Raw genomic sequence first — 13,290 nt, forward strand, 5'->3', positions numbered from 1 at the left:
TCGTGGCGAAATTACGCGTTGGGGTTGTCGGGCTTGGCGGTATTGCGCAAAAAGCCTGGTTGCCGGTGCTGTCACAGGCGACGGACTGGACGCTCGTGGGGGCGTTCTCCCCGACGCGTGCGAAAGCGCTGCCGGTCTGCGAGGCGTACCGGATGCCGTATATCGATTCGCTACAGGTGCTGGCCGCGCAGTGCGATGCGGTTTTTGTCCACAGCGCCACCAGCAGTCATTACCAGGTGGTCAGCGAATTGCTGAACGCGGGCGTCCATGTCTGCGTCGATAAACCGCTGGCGGAAAACCTCGCCGACGCCGAGCGTCTGGTGACGCAGGCGAAACAGCGCCATCTTACGCTGATGGTCGGCTTCAACCGCCGTTTCGCGCCGCTCTATCGCGATCTGAAAAACGCGCTGGGGGCGGGGGCGTCGCTGCGCATGGATAAACACCGCGCCGACAGCGTTGGCCCGCATGACCTGCGCTTCACGCTGCTGGATGATTATCTGCATCTGGTAGATACCGCGCTGTGGCTCGGCGGCGGCGAGGCGACGCTTACGAGCGGCGCGTTGCAAACCACCGCGCAGGGCGAGATGTGGTACGCCGAACACCATTTCCGCCGCGGCGATCTGTCCATCACTACCAGCATGCACCGTCGCGCCGGTAGCCAGCGCGAGTGGGTGCAGGCGGTCACCGACGGCGCGCTGATTGACGTGACCGACATGCGCGAGTGGCGCGAAGAGCGCGGCGCAGGCGTGGTGCAGCGTCCGGTGCCTGGCTGGCAGAGCACGCTGGAGCAGCGCGGGTTTGCTGGCTGCGCGCGGCACTTCATCGACTGCGTGCAGAATCAGACGGTTCCTGAAACCGCAGGCGAGCAGGCGCTTCTTGCCCAGCGCGTGGTGGAGCGGCTCTGGCGAGAGGCGATGCGCGAGTAACGGTGGGCGCATCTGCCAGTAGTATTTCCCTTTCAGTCGAGTAGACTAAGCGCTTCGCTGAAAAGCCCCAGACGCCTGCCCTGCAGGCGTCGGTGTTTATGGGAAAGAACAACAATGAATTTACTGAAGTCGCTGGCTGCGGTCAGCTCGATGACGATGTTTTCCCGCGTGCTCGGGTTTGCGCGCGACGCCATTGTGGCGCGGGTGTTCGGGGCCGGGATGGCGACCGACGCCTTCTTCGTGGCGTTTAAACTGCCGAACCTGCTGCGTCGTATCTTCGCCGAAGGCGCGTTCTCGCAGGCGTTTGTGCCCATCCTCGCCGAATATAAAAGCAAGCAGGGCGAAGACGCCACGCGCGTGTTTGTGGCCTATGTCTCTGGCCTGCTGACGCTGGCGCTCTTTGTGGTGACGATAGCCGGCATGCTGGCCGCACCCTGGGTGATTCTGGTGACTGCGCCGGGTTTTGCTGATACGGCCGACAAATTCGCGCTCACCTCGTCGCTGCTGCGTATTACCTTTCCTTATATTCTGCTGATTTCGCTGGCCTCGCTCGCGGGCGCAATCCTTAACACCTGGAACCGTTTTTCGGTGCCGGCGTTTGCGCCCACGTTTCTTAATATCAGCATGATCGGTTTTGCGCTTTTCGCCGCGCCGTATTTTAACCCGCCGGTGCTGGCGCTCGCGTGGGCGGTCACGGTCGGCGGCGTGTTGCAGCTCGTTTACCAGCTGCCGCACCTGAAGAAAATCGGCATGCTGGTGCTGCCGCGCATTAACTTTAAAGATGCGGGCGCGATGCGCGTCATGAAACAGATGGGGCCGGCCATTCTCGGCGTGTCGGTGAGCCAGATCTCGCTCATTATCAATACGATTTTCGCCTCGTTTCTGGTCTCCGGCTCGGTCTCCTGGATGTATTACGCTGACCGCCTGATGGAGTTTCCGTCCGGCGTACTGGGCGTGGCGCTCGGGACTATCCTGCTGCCCTCGCTGTCGAGAAGTTTCGCGAGCGGCAACCATGACGAATATTCGCGCCTGATGGACTGGGGGCTGCGCCTGTGCTTTTTACTGGCGCTGCCAAGCGCGGTGGCGCTCGGCATTCTTGCTAAACCGCTGACCGTTTCGCTGTTCCAGTACGGCAAATTCTCCGGTCACGACGCGCTGATGACCCAACAGGCGCTGGTGGCGTACTCGGTCGGACTGATGGGGCTGATTGTGGTGAAAGTGCTGGCGCCGGGGTTCTATTCGCGCCAGGACATCAAAACGCCGGTGAAAATCGCCATCGTGACGCTCATCATGACGCAGGTGATGAACCTCGCGTTTATCGGGCCGCTGAAACACGCGGGGCTGGCGCTCTCGATTGGTCTTGCGGCCTGTCTTAACGCGAGCCTGCTCTACTGGCAGCTGCGTAAGCGTAAAATTTTCCAGCCGCAGCCGGGGTGGGGCGCCTTTTTGACGCGGCTGATTATCGCGGTGCTGGTGATGTCCGCGGCGCTTATCGGCGTGATGCATTTCATGCCGGACTGGGCGCAGGGCAGCATGCCGTTGCGTCTGCTGCGTCTTGCGGGCGTGGTAGTCGCAGGCGTTATCGCGTATTTCGCGACGCTCACCGTGCTTGGTTTCCACGTGCGGGATTTCGCGCGTCGTACGGTGTAAACCGAACGGCGGTAAACGCTATTACAAAAACGCGCCGGTGAATTTTCCCGGCGCGTTTTTTTATACGCGATTTTCAGCGTGCTTTTATTGAGATGTGAAAAAACCTTCCGGCAGGATTTCCCTGCCGGAATGGCGTTTTTTACCCGTAACTTTGCGGTCAGATGGCGATTTTCTTCCCGCCGCGATGCATATTCGCGGCAGTCTGCCCGTTCGCGCCGTAAAGCGCTGGCTCTTGCATCGGCTTTAACACCGCCAGCGCCTGCTGGTTACGCGCCATTTGCCCTTCGAGCAACCAGCCGTTATGCATATTTAAATCGCGCAGGTGCAGGGTTTTCTGAGTGATCGTCTGCCAGCGTTGCGCCATGTCCGGCGGCGCGTCGCGGTGCGTTTTCTGTTCGCTGCGGCGCTGCTGTTCAAGATAGTCCAGCGTGGCCAGCAGCGAGCTTTTCTCTTCAGTGATGCGCTGAAGCGCACTGCTGTTGAGACTGCCCGCGGATAACTGCTGCTGCTCCGCATCCATCACAGATTTCAGCGAATTCAGGACAGTTGTCATTTGGTCTAACACTTCTGACAGACGGCTCATAGGTTATTTATCCTGCAAGAAACTCTGAGCTTCCTGGATAAGCGCATCGGCGATTTTGCCGGTGTCCATTTTCAGCTCGCCATTACGAATGGCGGCCTTCAGCGCTTCCACACGCTCAACGTTGATATCATCAGCGCCTGGCTTCATCAGTTTTGCCTGGGCGCCGCTTAAGGTGACGCTGGCGCTGCCAGCCGCCGCGGTTTCCGTCGGACGGGCTTTCGGTGCCTGCGGTTCACTGTTTTCGCGCGGTTGCACCGTACTCACTGGTTTCAGGGGTGACGTGCGTTCAATGCTCATTGATTTTTTCCTCATAGAGGGGCTCGCGGCGTAGAGCCGATATTCATCGTTAGTTGATTAACTATATCGGCAGCCACGATGAATTCTTTATAAAGATTACAGGTTAATCAGAATAATCCCATCAGAACCCACGATGCCGCTGACCACCTGGCCTGAGGCCATTCTGACCCGGGCGTTTTGCGCCACCGCCGCATTGTTGAGGGCGCGGCCTTCGCCATTGATGCTAAAGCCTTCGCCGTTGGCGAGGATCTGGACTTGCTGACCCGCTTTTACGCGCCAGGACTGGCGCACCATCGACAGCATCACCGGCTGGTTTGCCGCGAGGTCACGCAGAGTAACAGCTTCGCGCGCCTGGTCAAGATTGAGCATAGCGTTTGGCGGCAGGAGATCCAGACGGCCGCGTTCAAGGCGGACGTTAGACTCATCCAGCATGCCGCCGCGCGCGACAGGCTGACTGGCCACCACGTAGTTTCCGAAGGCCTGAACATTCACCTGCATGTACCGTTTCTGCTCGCCGCAACGCACCTGCACGCTGAGGTTACCCCATAAACGCGCGTTGCCCGGCAGGCTGAAATCAGGATTGTCGCAGGTGAGTCTCTGCGGCTCCGGCGTTTTCACCGTCACCACTACCGCATCGCTAATGCCTGCCAGACGCTGCAGAAAAAACGGCGTCAGCTGCGCGTTGAGCGCATCGGCGAAAATGCCGGGACTTAACAGCAGTAAACCCGCGGCGAGACAGAATTTCAGGCTCTTCATTGCACTTCTCCACTTTCGGAACAGGGAGGATTCTACTCCGCTCTGTTTTTGTTCAAGGCAACAAATAGCGACGCATTTTGCGTTTATTCCAACGATAACGCACGCGTGAGGAACAGTAAGCTGTGCACACTCACCAGACTAAGTGGAGGAATCATGCTCGATAAACTGGACGCCGCGCTGCGCTTCCAACAGGAAGCTATCAATTTACGCGCTCAGCGTCAGGAGATTCTGGCGGCCAATATCGCCAACGCCGATACCCCAGGTTATCAGGCGCGCGATATTGATTTCGCCAGCCAACTGAAAAAAGTGATGGATCAGGGCCGCGCGTCAGGCAGCACCATGACGCTCGCCATGACTTCATCGCGCCATATTCCGGCTCAGGCGTCGACCGGCGCTTCTCTTGATTTGCTGTACCGCGTGCCGGATCAGCCGTCTATGGATGGCAACACCGTCGATATGGACCGTGAGCGTACCCAGTTTGCTGACAATAGCCTGAAGTATCAGACCGATCTGCAGGTTCTTGGCGGCCAAATCAAAAGCATGATGTCCGTGCTGCAGCAACAGTAAGGGTTAAAAAGCGATGGCGCTTTTAAATATTTTCGACATTGCCGGTTCCGCGATGACCGCGCAATCCAAACGCATGAACGTGGCGGCAAGTAACCTTGCCAACGCCGACAGTGCGACCGGGCCGGATGGTCAGCCTTATCGCGCAAAGCAGGTGGTTTTCCAGGTTGACGCCGCACCAGGTGCTGCGACCGGCGGTGTAAAGGTGACGGATGTCGTGGAAAGCCAGGCTCCGGACAAACTGGTCTACGAGCCAGGCAACCCGCTGGCGGATGCCAAGGGGTATGTCCGTATGCCGAACGTTGACGTGGTCGGCGAGATGGTGAACTCCATGTCCGCCTCCCGCAGCTACCAGGCCAACGTCGAAGTGCTGAACACCGTGAAAAGCATGATGCTGAAAACGCTCACGCTCGGTCAATAAAGGAGAAAACAATGTCGGTTACGTCCAGCATTAACGAAAGTTACAGCACCAGCAGTACCAGCAGCGCAACCGCAGGCAGCAGTCTGACCGGGAGCAACGCCTCGGATCTGCAAAGCAGCTTCCTGACGCTTTTGGTGGCGCAGCTGAAAAACCAGGACCCCACCAACCCGATGCAGAACAACGAACTGACCACGCAGCTTGCGCAGATCAGCACCGTGAGCGGCATCGAGAAACTGAACACCACGCTCGGATCTATCTCCGGCCAGATCGATAACAGCCAGTCGCTTGCGGCGAGCGCGCTTATCGGCCACGGCGTAATGATCCCGGGCAGCACCATTCTGACCGGCAAGGACACCACGACACCGTTTGGCGTCGAGTTGCAACAGGCCGCAGATAAAGTTACCGCCACTGTCACTGATAAGAGCGGGAAAGTCGTTCGTACCATCGAAATCGGCGCGCTGAGCGCTGGCGTTCATACCTTCTCATGGGATGGCACGATGAGCGACGGCACTAAGGCGCCGGATGGCTCCTACAACGTCTCCATTGCCGCAAGCAACGGAGGCACCCAGCTGGTCGCACAGCCGCTTAACTTCGCGCTGGTGAACGGCATTACGCGAAGCAACGGCGCGAGCCTGCTGGATCTCGGCACCTACGGGACCACCACACTCGACCAGGTACGGCAAATTATTTAAGCCTTCAATCTTATCAGGAGTAAGAAATGGCCTTTTCACAAGCGGTCAGCGGTCTGAATGCTGCCAGCACCAACCTCGACGTTATCGGCAACAACATTGCCAACTCCGCCACTTATGGTTTTAAGTCTGGCTCCGTCTCTTTCGCCGACATGTTTGCCGGTTCGAAAGCGGGCCTCGGCGTTAAAGTTGCGGGTATCACCCAGGACTTCGGCGACGGTGTGACCACCAACACCGGCCGTAAGCTCGACGTAGCTATCAGCCAGAACGGTTTCTTCCGTCTGCTCGACAGCAACGGCGGCGTGTTCTACAGCCGTAACGGCCAGTTCAAACTGGACGAAAAAAGCAACCTGGTGAACATGCAGGGTATGCAGGTGACCGGCTACCCGGCAACCGGCACCCCGCCGACCATTCAGCAGGGGGCAGACCCGATTCCGCTGACCATCCCGACCGCGCAGATGCCGGCAAGCCAGACCACCAGCGCGAACTTCGTGATGAACCTGAACTCCTCTGACGATGTTCCGGCGCAGTCTCCGTTCGATCCGGCTAACTCCAGCACCTTTAACAAAAGCGTGCCGCTGACCGTTTACGATAGCCTCGGTAACGAACACAACCTGAAGCTGTACTACGTGAAAACCGCGGATAACCAGTGGGATGTCTATAACAACGACACCAGCGTAAGCGGCTCAACACCGACCAAACTGACCAGCCTGACTTTCAGCGACAGCGGCGCTCTGACCAGCATCACCAACGCGGCGCCGGCGGGCTCCCAGCAGGTGCCGATTTCTGTGGCGTCCCTGAACGGCTCTGCGGCATTCACCTTCAGCATGAACCTGACCGGCACCACTCAGCAGAACTCCGGCGCTAACGTCCTCCTGACCTCCAACCAGAACGGCTACAAGCCGGGCGACCTGGTGGGTTATCAGGTGAACGAAGACGGCAGCCTGGTGGGTAACTACTCCAACGAGAAGAGCCAGCTTTTGGGTCAGATCGTGCTGGCGAACTTCGCCAACCCGGAAGGTCTCTCTTCCCAGGGCGATAACGTCTGGTCTGCAAGCACCGCCTCTGGCGTGGCGCTGCTGGGCTCTGCCGGTACCGGCAACTTCGGCAAGCTGACCAGCGGCGCGCTCGAAGCGTCCAACGTCGACCTGAGTAAAGAACTGGTCAACATGATCGTCGCGCAGCGTAACTACCAGTCGAACGCGCAGACCATCAAGACTCAGGACCAGATCCTCAATACCCTGGTTAACCTGCGCTAATTGTCTGAAGGGATGGCTTAATGGATCACGCAATTTATACCGCCATGGGCGCCGCCAGCCAGACGCTGAACCAGCAGTCTGTCACGGCGAGCAACCTGGCCAACGCATCAACGCCTGGCTTTCGTGCTCAGCTCAACGCGCTGCGCGCCGTGCCGGTAGAAGGGCTGTCATTGCCAACCCGCACGCTGGTCACGGCGTCCACCCCTGGCGTGAATATGAGCCAGGGGTCGCTCGACTATACCTCCCGTCCGCTGGACGTTGCCATTCAGGGCAGCGACGGCTGGCTGGCGGTGCAGGCACCCGATGGCACCGAAGCGTATACCCGCAACGGTAACATCCAGCGCACGGCGACCGGCCAGCTCACCATTCAGGGAAATCCTGTGATGGGTGAGGGCGGTCCGGTCGTGGTGCCGGAAGGCGCGGAAGTCACGATCGCCGCCGACGGTACGATTTCCGTACTGAACCCGGGCGACGCCCCGAACACTATCGCGCCGGTGGGCCGTCTGAAGATGGTTAAAGCCAGCGCGAAAGAAGTGGTTCGCGGCGACGACGGACTGTTTCGTTTAAACCAGCAGGCGCAGACCGCCCGCGGCGCGACGTTGCAGGCCGACCCGACTGTCACTCTGATGTCCGGGGTGCTGGAAGGCAGTAACGTGAAACCCGTGGAAGCTATGACCGACATGATAGCCAACGCCCGTCGCTTCGAGATGCAGATGAAAATCATCACCAGCGTCGATGAAAACGAGCAGCGCGCTAACCAGTTATTGTCGATAAGTTAATCAACAGGACGACACTATGATCAGTTCCTTATGGATTGCCAAAACCGGCCTCGACGCCCAGCAAACCAATATGGACGTTATCGCCAACAACCTGGCGAACGTCAGCACCAACGGTTTCAAACGTCAGCGCGCGGTGTTTGAAGATCTGCTTTACCAGACCATCCGCCAGCCGGGCGCGCAGTCTTCTGAACAGACGACGCTGCCTTCCGGCCTGCAGATTGGTACCGGTGTGCGCCCTGTCGCCACCGAGCGTCTGCACACGCAGGGCAACCTGTCTCAGACCAACAACAGCAAAGATGTCGCGATTAAAGGCCAGGGCTTCTTCCAGGTTCTGCTGCCGGACGGCACCTCCGCGTATACCCGCGACGGTTCTTTCCAGGTGGATCAGAACGGCCAGCTCGTAACCGCGGGCGGTTTCCAGGTTCAGCCGGCTATCACCATTCCTGCGAACGCGCTGAGCATCACCGTCGGTCGCGACGGCGTAGTGAGCGTGACCCAGCAGGGAACGGCGGCGCCGGTACAGGTCGGCCAGATCAACCTGACCACCTTTATGAACGACAGCGGTCTGGAAAGCATTGGTGAAAACCTCTACACCGAAACCCAGTCCTCCGGCACGCCGAACGAAAGCACGCCGGGCCTGAACGGTGCAGGGCTGCTGTATCAGGGTTATGTCGAAACCTCTAACGTCAACGTGGCGGAAGAGCTGGTCAACATGATCCAGGTGCAGCGCGCTTACGAGATCAACAGTAAAGCGGTTTCCACCACTGACCAGATGCTGCAAAAACTGACGCAACTCTAAAGCCTGTTTCGGTGTGGCGTAATGCCACACCGAACGCCACTACGAAGATGAAAGCAATGCAAAAGACCGGTGCGCAACTCTGCCCTATCGCGATAGCTCTCGCATTAACCCTGTCGGGCTGTGCGTGGGTGCCTTCTACTCCGCTGGTTCAGGGCGCGACGACCGCGCAGCCCGCACCTGCCCCCGCGCCGGTGGTTAACGGTTCCATTTTCCAGTCCGTACAGCAGATTAACTACGGTTATCAACCGCTGTTCGAAGATCGTCGTCCGCGTAACGTCGGCGATACGCTCACCATTGAGCTGCAAGAAAACGTCAGCGCGAGCAAGAGCTCGTCGGCAAACGCCAGCCGCGACGGCAAGACCAGTTTTGGTCTCGATACTGTTCCTCGCTATCTGCAGGGCCTCTTTGGCAATGCGCGCGCCGATGTCAGCGCATCCGGCGGCAATACCTTTAATGGCAAAGGCGGCGCTAACGCCAGCAACACCTTCAGCGGCACGCTGACCGTGACCGTCGATCAGGTTCTCGCCAACGGCAACCTGCACGTGGTCGGTGAAAAACAGATTGCCATTAACCAGGGCACAGAATTTATCCGCTTCTCGGGCGTGGTTAACCCTCGCACCATTAGCGGCAGCAATACGGTACCGTCCACGCAGGTGGCGGATGCCCGCATTGAATATGTCGGCAACGGCTACATCAACGAAGCGCAGAACATGGGATGGCTACAGCGTTTCTTCCTTAATTTATCGCCGATGTAACAGAGGTGAAAAATGTTTAAATCGCTTACAGGATTCCTGCTGTTGCTCGTCGCGACGTTCGCGCAGGCTGACCGCATTCGTGACTTAACCACCGTACAGGGCGTGCGTGAAAACTCCCTGATTGGCTACGGCTTGGTGGTGGGCCTTGATGGCACCGGTGACCAGACGACCCAGACGCCGTTTACCACCCAGAGCCTGAACAACATGCTCTCGCAGCTCGGGATCACCGTTCCGGCGGGCACTAACATGCAGTTGAAAAACGTGGCGGCCGTGATGGTCACCGCCTCTTACCCGGCGTTCGCACGCCAGGGGCAGGCCATCGACGTGGTGGTCTCCTCAATGGGTAACGCCAAAAGCCTGCGCGGCGGTACGCTCCTGATGACGCCGCTGAAAGGCGTCGATAACCAGGTTTACGCGCTGGCGCAGGGCAACATTCTGATTGGCGGCGCGGGCGCTTCCGCAGGCGGCAGCAGCGTGCAGGTGAACCAGCTTAACGGCGGTCGCATCACCAACGGCGCGGTAATCGAGCGCGAACTGCCGACGCAGTTCGGCTCCGGCAACACCATTAACCTGCAGCTCAATAATGATGACTTTACGCTGGCGCAGCAGATTGCCGACACCATTAACCGCGCGCGAGGCTATGGCTCCGCGGTACCGCTGGACGCCCGTACCGTTCAGGTACGCGCACCGACCGGCGGCAGCTCACAGGTGCAGTTACTGGCAGGCATTCAGAACCTTGAAGTGAATGTCGCGGTGCAGGACGCCAAAGTCATTATTAACTCGCGCACCGGCTCGGTGGTGATGAACCGTGAAGTGGCGCTCGACAGCTGTGCGGTCGCGCAGGGCAACCTCTCTGTGACGGTTAACCAGCAGGCCAACGTCAGCCAGCCGAATACGCCATTTGGCGGCGGCCAGACGGTCGTGACGCCGCAAACCCAAATCGACATGCGCCAGAGTGGCGGTGCGCTGCAACGCGTTACCTCCAGCGCCAACCTGAACAGCGTGGTACGTGCGCTTAATGCCCTGGGCGCCACGCCGATGGACCTGATGTCGATTCTGCAATCCATGCAAAGCGCGGGCTGTCTGCGCGCCAAACTGGAAATCATCTGATGCTGACTGATAGCAAATTACTGTCCAGCGCCGCCTTTGACGCGCAATCACTGAATGACCTGAAAGCGAAGGTTTCAAAGGATCCGAACGGCAACCTGAAATCGGTTGCCCGTCAGATGGAAGGGATGTTCGTGCAAATGATGCTGAAAAGCATGCGCGAAGCGCTGCCCAAGGATGGGCTGTTCAGTAGCGATCAGACCCGGCTTTACACCAGTATGTACGATCAGCAAATCGCCCAGCAGATGACGGCGGGCAAAGGCTTAGGCCTCGCTGACATGATGGTCAAACAGATGGGCGGCGAGGCGGCTTCCACCGAGCAGCCCGCTGCCGCGGCGGATAACGTGGCTCAGGTGCCGATGAAGTTTGATATCGACACCATGAACAGCTACCGCAACCAGGCGATTACCCAGATTGTACGCCAGGCGATGCCGAAAGCGCCGACCAACGAAGAGCCGCTCTCCGGCGACAGCAAAGACTTCCTGGCGCAGCTTTCGCTGCCTGCGAAACTTGCGAGCCAGCAGAGCGGCGTGCCTCATCACCTGATTCTGGCGCAGGCCGCGCTGGAATCCGGCTGGGGCCAGCGCCAGATCCGCAAAGAGAACGGCGAGCCGAGCTTTAACATTTTCGGCGTGAAGGCGACATCGTCCTGGAAAGGGCCGGTGACCGAAATTACCACCACCGAATATGAAAACGGCGAAGCGAAAAAAGTGAAGGCGAAGTTTCGCGTTTACGGCTCTTATCTTGAGGCGCTGTCCGATTACGTGGGCATGCTGACGCGCAACCCGCGCTATGCGGCGGTGACTACGGCCGCGTCGGCGGAAGAGGGCGCGCAAGCGTTGCAGAATGCCGGTTACGCGACCGATCCGAACTACGCCCGCAAGCTGACCAGCATGATCCAGCAGATGAAATCGCTCGGTGAAAAAGTGAGCAAGGCGTACAACCAGGATATCTCGACGCTGTTCTGAAACCACTCAAGTTCTCTTAAGCGCTGCCGATAATTATCGTCAGGACCCGCATATGAATGTTCAAAAGGAACCTCCATGTCCAGTAGCTTAATTAATAGCGCCATGAGTGGCCTGAGTGCGGCACAAACCGCACTGAGCACGGTGAGCAATAACATCTCTAACTATAACGTCGCAGGCTATACCCGCCAGACCACCGTTCTGGGGCAGTCTAACAGCACCATGACGCAGGGCGGCTGGGTCGGCAACGGCGTTTATGTTTCCGGTATTCAGCGTGAATATGATGCGTTCATCACCAATCAGCTGAACGCCGCGCAAAACCAGAGCAGCGGCTTAACCACCCGCTATGAGCAGATGTCGAAAATCGACGATATGGTCTCTGGCACCACCAACAATATCTCCACCACTATGCAGGATTTCTTCAAAAGCCTGCAGACGCTGGCCAGCAATGCCGAAGATCCGGCTGCGCGTCAGACCCTGCTGGGTAAAGCTGACGGTCTGGTAAACCAGTTTAAAGTGGTGGATCAGTATCTGCGCGACCAGGATAAACAGGTCAATACGGCCGTGACCGCCAGCGTCCAGCAGATCAACAACTACGCGACCCAGATTGCGTCGCTGAACGAACAGATCACCCGCCTGACCGGTATGGGCGCGGGCGCGTCGCCAAACGATCTGCTGGATCAGCGCGATCAGCTGGTGAGCGAACTGAATAAAATCGTCGGCGTGGATGTGTCCGTTCAGGACGGCAACACCTTTAACGTGACGATGGCGAACGGCTATAACCTGGTACAGGGCAGTAAGGCAAGCCAGGTGGCTGCCGTGCCGTCCAGCGCCGATCCGTCTCGTACGACGATTGCATTTGTCGACAAGACCGCCGGGAACATTGAGATCCCGGAAAAGCTGGTCACCAGTGGTTCACTGGGCGGCCTGTTCGCCTTCCGCAGCGAAGATCTCGACCAGGCGCGTAATAACCTTGGCCAGATAGCGCTGGCTTTTGGTGACGCGTTCAACAAACAGCACGAAGCGGGCTTTGACGCTAACGGCGACGCCGGTAAGGCTTTCTTTAAGCTCGGTTCTCCGGCGGCCATGAGCAACGCGCGTAACACGGGCTCCGCTTCGCTGACGGCAAGCATTACCGACAGCACGGCGGTGAAAGCCAGCAACTACCAGATGGCATATGACGGCACGAACTGGAAAGTGACGCGTCTGTCTGACAATGTCACCGTGAACGCGACGCCGACCACCGATGGTGCCGGCAACGTGACCGCGCTGGAGTTTGACGGCCTGAAGATCGGCATTACGGGCGCGGCTGCGAACAAAGATACCTTCATCGTGAAGCCGGTTAACGACGTCATCATCAGCATGGATGTGAATGTCCATGACGAGTCTGAAATCGCGATGGCGTCAGACGCGACCTCTGGCGAGAGCGACAACCGTAACGGCAAAGCGCTGCTGGATCTGCAAAACAGCAAAGTCGTCGGCGGCAGCAAAACGTTTAACGATGCTTACGCGGCGTTTATCAGTGAAGTGGGTAACAAAACCAACACGCTGAAAAGCTCCAGTACGACCCAGACTAACGTGGTCACGCAGCTGACTAACCAGCAGCAGTCCATTTCCGGGGTTAACCTGGATGAAGAGTACGGCAACCTGCAACGCTATCAGCAGTACTACATGGCGAACGCTCAGGTGCTGCAAACCGCGTCCGCGCTGTTTGACGCGCTTCTCCAGATTCGCTAACAG

The 13,290-nt window shown here is 58.4% G+C and carries 15 protein-coding genes; 12 read left to right on the forward strand and 3 right to left on the reverse strand.

Translation table 11 applies throughout. The features are described 5' to 3' along the window. Positions 1-2: 2 nt before the first annotated feature. On the forward strand, positions 3-926 hold the full coding sequence (locus ACUW6V_RS06795) for a Gfo/Idh/MocA family protein (RefSeq protein ID WP_454038159.1): 924 nt from the start codon (positions 3-5) through the stop codon (positions 924-926). 114 nt (positions 927-1,040) lie between these two features. Next, positions 1,041-2,576 (forward strand): murein biosynthesis integral membrane protein MurJ, encoded by a 1,536-nt coding sequence (gene murJ / locus ACUW6V_RS06800; protein ID WP_454038160.1) that lies wholly within the window; start codon positions 1,041-1,043, stop codon positions 2,574-2,576. A 157-nt stretch (positions 2,577-2,733) separates the two neighbouring features. On the opposite strand, the gene flgN is transcribed toward murJ, so the two are convergent. The 3 genes from flgN to flgA form a co-directional block, all read right to left on the reverse strand. Next, positions 2,734-3,159: a flagella biosynthesis chaperone FlgN gene (gene flgN, locus ACUW6V_RS06805; protein WP_004385219.1), complete on the reverse strand. Its 426-nt coding sequence runs from the start codon at positions 3,157-3,159 to the stop codon at positions 2,734-2,736. 3 nt (positions 3,160-3,162) lie between these two features. Beyond that, entirely contained in the window at positions 3,163-3,456 is a 294-nt protein-coding gene (gene flgM / locus ACUW6V_RS06810; RefSeq protein ID WP_004385218.1) for a flagellar biosynthesis anti-sigma factor FlgM, read from the reverse strand. A 96-nt stretch (positions 3,457-3,552) separates the two neighbouring features. Further along, positions 3,553-4,212: a flagellar basal body P-ring formation chaperone FlgA gene (gene flgA / locus ACUW6V_RS06815; RefSeq protein ID WP_007782875.1), complete on the reverse strand. Its 660-nt coding sequence runs from the start codon at positions 4,210-4,212 to the stop codon at positions 3,553-3,555. A gap of 153 nt (positions 4,213-4,365) precedes the next feature. Here flgA and flgB point away from each other — a divergent pair, with 153 nt between their 5' ends. The 10 genes from flgB (at position 4,366) to flgK (ending at position 13,287) form a co-directional block, all read left to right on the forward strand. Continuing rightward, entirely contained in the window at positions 4,366-4,779 is a 414-nt protein-coding gene (flgB, locus tag ACUW6V_RS06820; protein ID WP_004385215.1) for a flagellar basal body rod protein FlgB, read from the forward strand. Positions 4,780-4,792: 13 nt separating this feature from the next. Next, positions 4,793-5,197: a flagellar basal body rod protein FlgC gene (flgC, locus tag ACUW6V_RS06825; RefSeq protein ID WP_004385214.1), complete on the forward strand. Its 405-nt coding sequence runs from the start codon at positions 4,793-4,795 to the stop codon at positions 5,195-5,197. A gap of 11 nt (positions 5,198-5,208) precedes the next feature. Beyond that, on the forward strand, positions 5,209-5,889 hold the full coding sequence (flgD, locus tag ACUW6V_RS06830; RefSeq protein ID WP_088277688.1) for a flagellar hook assembly protein FlgD: 681 nt from the start codon (positions 5,209-5,211) through the stop codon (positions 5,887-5,889). A gap of 26 nt (positions 5,890-5,915) precedes the next feature. Further along, positions 5,916-7,145, forward strand: coding sequence for a flagellar hook protein FlgE (flgE, locus tag ACUW6V_RS06835; protein WP_007888947.1), 1,230 nt, complete (start codon positions 5,916-5,918; stop codon positions 7,143-7,145). Between the two features lie 20 nt (positions 7,146-7,165). After that, positions 7,166-7,924 (forward strand): flagellar basal body rod protein FlgF, encoded by a 759-nt coding sequence (locus tag ACUW6V_RS06840; protein WP_004385211.1) that lies wholly within the window; start codon positions 7,166-7,168, stop codon positions 7,922-7,924. Between the two features lie 16 nt (positions 7,925-7,940). Next, positions 7,941-8,723 (forward strand): flagellar basal-body rod protein FlgG, encoded by a 783-nt coding sequence (gene flgG, locus ACUW6V_RS06845; protein WP_004385210.1) that lies wholly within the window; start codon positions 7,941-7,943, stop codon positions 8,721-8,723. Positions 8,724-8,779: 56 nt separating this feature from the next. After that, the gene (gene flgH, locus ACUW6V_RS06850; protein WP_004385209.1) at positions 8,780-9,478 is read left to right on the forward strand and encodes a flagellar basal body L-ring protein FlgH; all 699 of its coding nucleotides are present in this window, start codon (positions 8,780-8,782) and stop codon (positions 9,476-9,478) included. Between the two features lie 12 nt (positions 9,479-9,490). After that, complete coding sequence (locus tag ACUW6V_RS06855; RefSeq protein WP_004385207.1) at positions 9,491-10,588, forward strand: flagellar basal body P-ring protein FlgI; 1,098 nt, start codon at positions 9,491-9,493, stop codon at positions 10,586-10,588. Beyond that, entirely contained in the window at positions 10,588-11,553 is a 966-nt protein-coding gene (gene flgJ, locus ACUW6V_RS06860; protein ID WP_012125090.1) for a flagellar assembly peptidoglycan hydrolase FlgJ, read from the forward strand. The genes ACUW6V_RS06855 and flgJ overlap by 1 nt, the downstream gene beginning before the upstream one ends. Before the next feature lie 75 nt (positions 11,554-11,628). Next, a complete protein-coding gene (flgK, locus tag ACUW6V_RS06865; protein ID WP_007888943.1) occupies positions 11,629-13,287 on the forward strand; it encodes a flagellar hook-associated protein FlgK in 1,659 nt (552 codons plus the stop codon). Positions 13,288-13,290: the final 3 nt, after the last annotated feature.

The organism is Cronobacter sp. 153480017-3 (assembly GCF_053627815.1).

Excerpts from the sequence above, each read along its gene's own strand:
- murJ (WP_454038160.1), top strand. The coding sequence starts at position 1,041 with ATGAATTTACTGAAGTCGCTGGCTGCGGTCAGCTCGATGACGATGTTT.
- flgN (WP_004385219.1), bottom strand. The coding sequence starts at position 3,159 with ATGAGCCGTCTGTCAGAAGTGTTAGACCAAATGACAACTGTCCTGAAT.
- flgM (WP_004385218.1), bottom strand. The coding sequence starts at position 3,456 with ATGAGCATTGAACGCACGTCACCCCTGAAACCAGTGAGTACGGTGCAA.
- flgA (WP_007782875.1), bottom strand. The coding sequence starts at position 4,212 with ATGAAGAGCCTGAAATTCTGTCTCGCCGCGGGTTTACTGCTGTTAAGT.
- flgB (WP_004385215.1), top strand. The coding sequence starts at position 4,366 with ATGCTCGATAAACTGGACGCCGCGCTGCGCTTCCAACAGGAAGCTATC.
- flgC (WP_004385214.1), top strand. The coding sequence starts at position 4,793 with ATGGCGCTTTTAAATATTTTCGACATTGCCGGTTCCGCGATGACCGCG.
- flgD (WP_088277688.1), top strand. The coding sequence starts at position 5,209 with ATGTCGGTTACGTCCAGCATTAACGAAAGTTACAGCACCAGCAGTACC.
- flgE (WP_007888947.1), top strand. The coding sequence starts at position 5,916 with ATGGCCTTTTCACAAGCGGTCAGCGGTCTGAATGCTGCCAGCACCAAC.
- ACUW6V_RS06840 (WP_004385211.1), top strand. The coding sequence starts at position 7,166 with ATGGATCACGCAATTTATACCGCCATGGGCGCCGCCAGCCAGACGCTG.
- flgG (WP_004385210.1), top strand. The coding sequence starts at position 7,941 with ATGATCAGTTCCTTATGGATTGCCAAAACCGGCCTCGACGCCCAGCAA.
- flgH (WP_004385209.1), top strand. The coding sequence starts at position 8,780 with ATGCAAAAGACCGGTGCGCAACTCTGCCCTATCGCGATAGCTCTCGCA.
- ACUW6V_RS06855 (WP_004385207.1), top strand. The coding sequence starts at position 9,491 with ATGTTTAAATCGCTTACAGGATTCCTGCTGTTGCTCGTCGCGACGTTC.
- flgJ (WP_012125090.1), top strand. The coding sequence starts at position 10,588 with ATGCTGACTGATAGCAAATTACTGTCCAGCGCCGCCTTTGACGCGCAA.
- flgK (WP_007888943.1), top strand. The coding sequence starts at position 11,629 with ATGTCCAGTAGCTTAATTAATAGCGCCATGAGTGGCCTGAGTGCGGCA.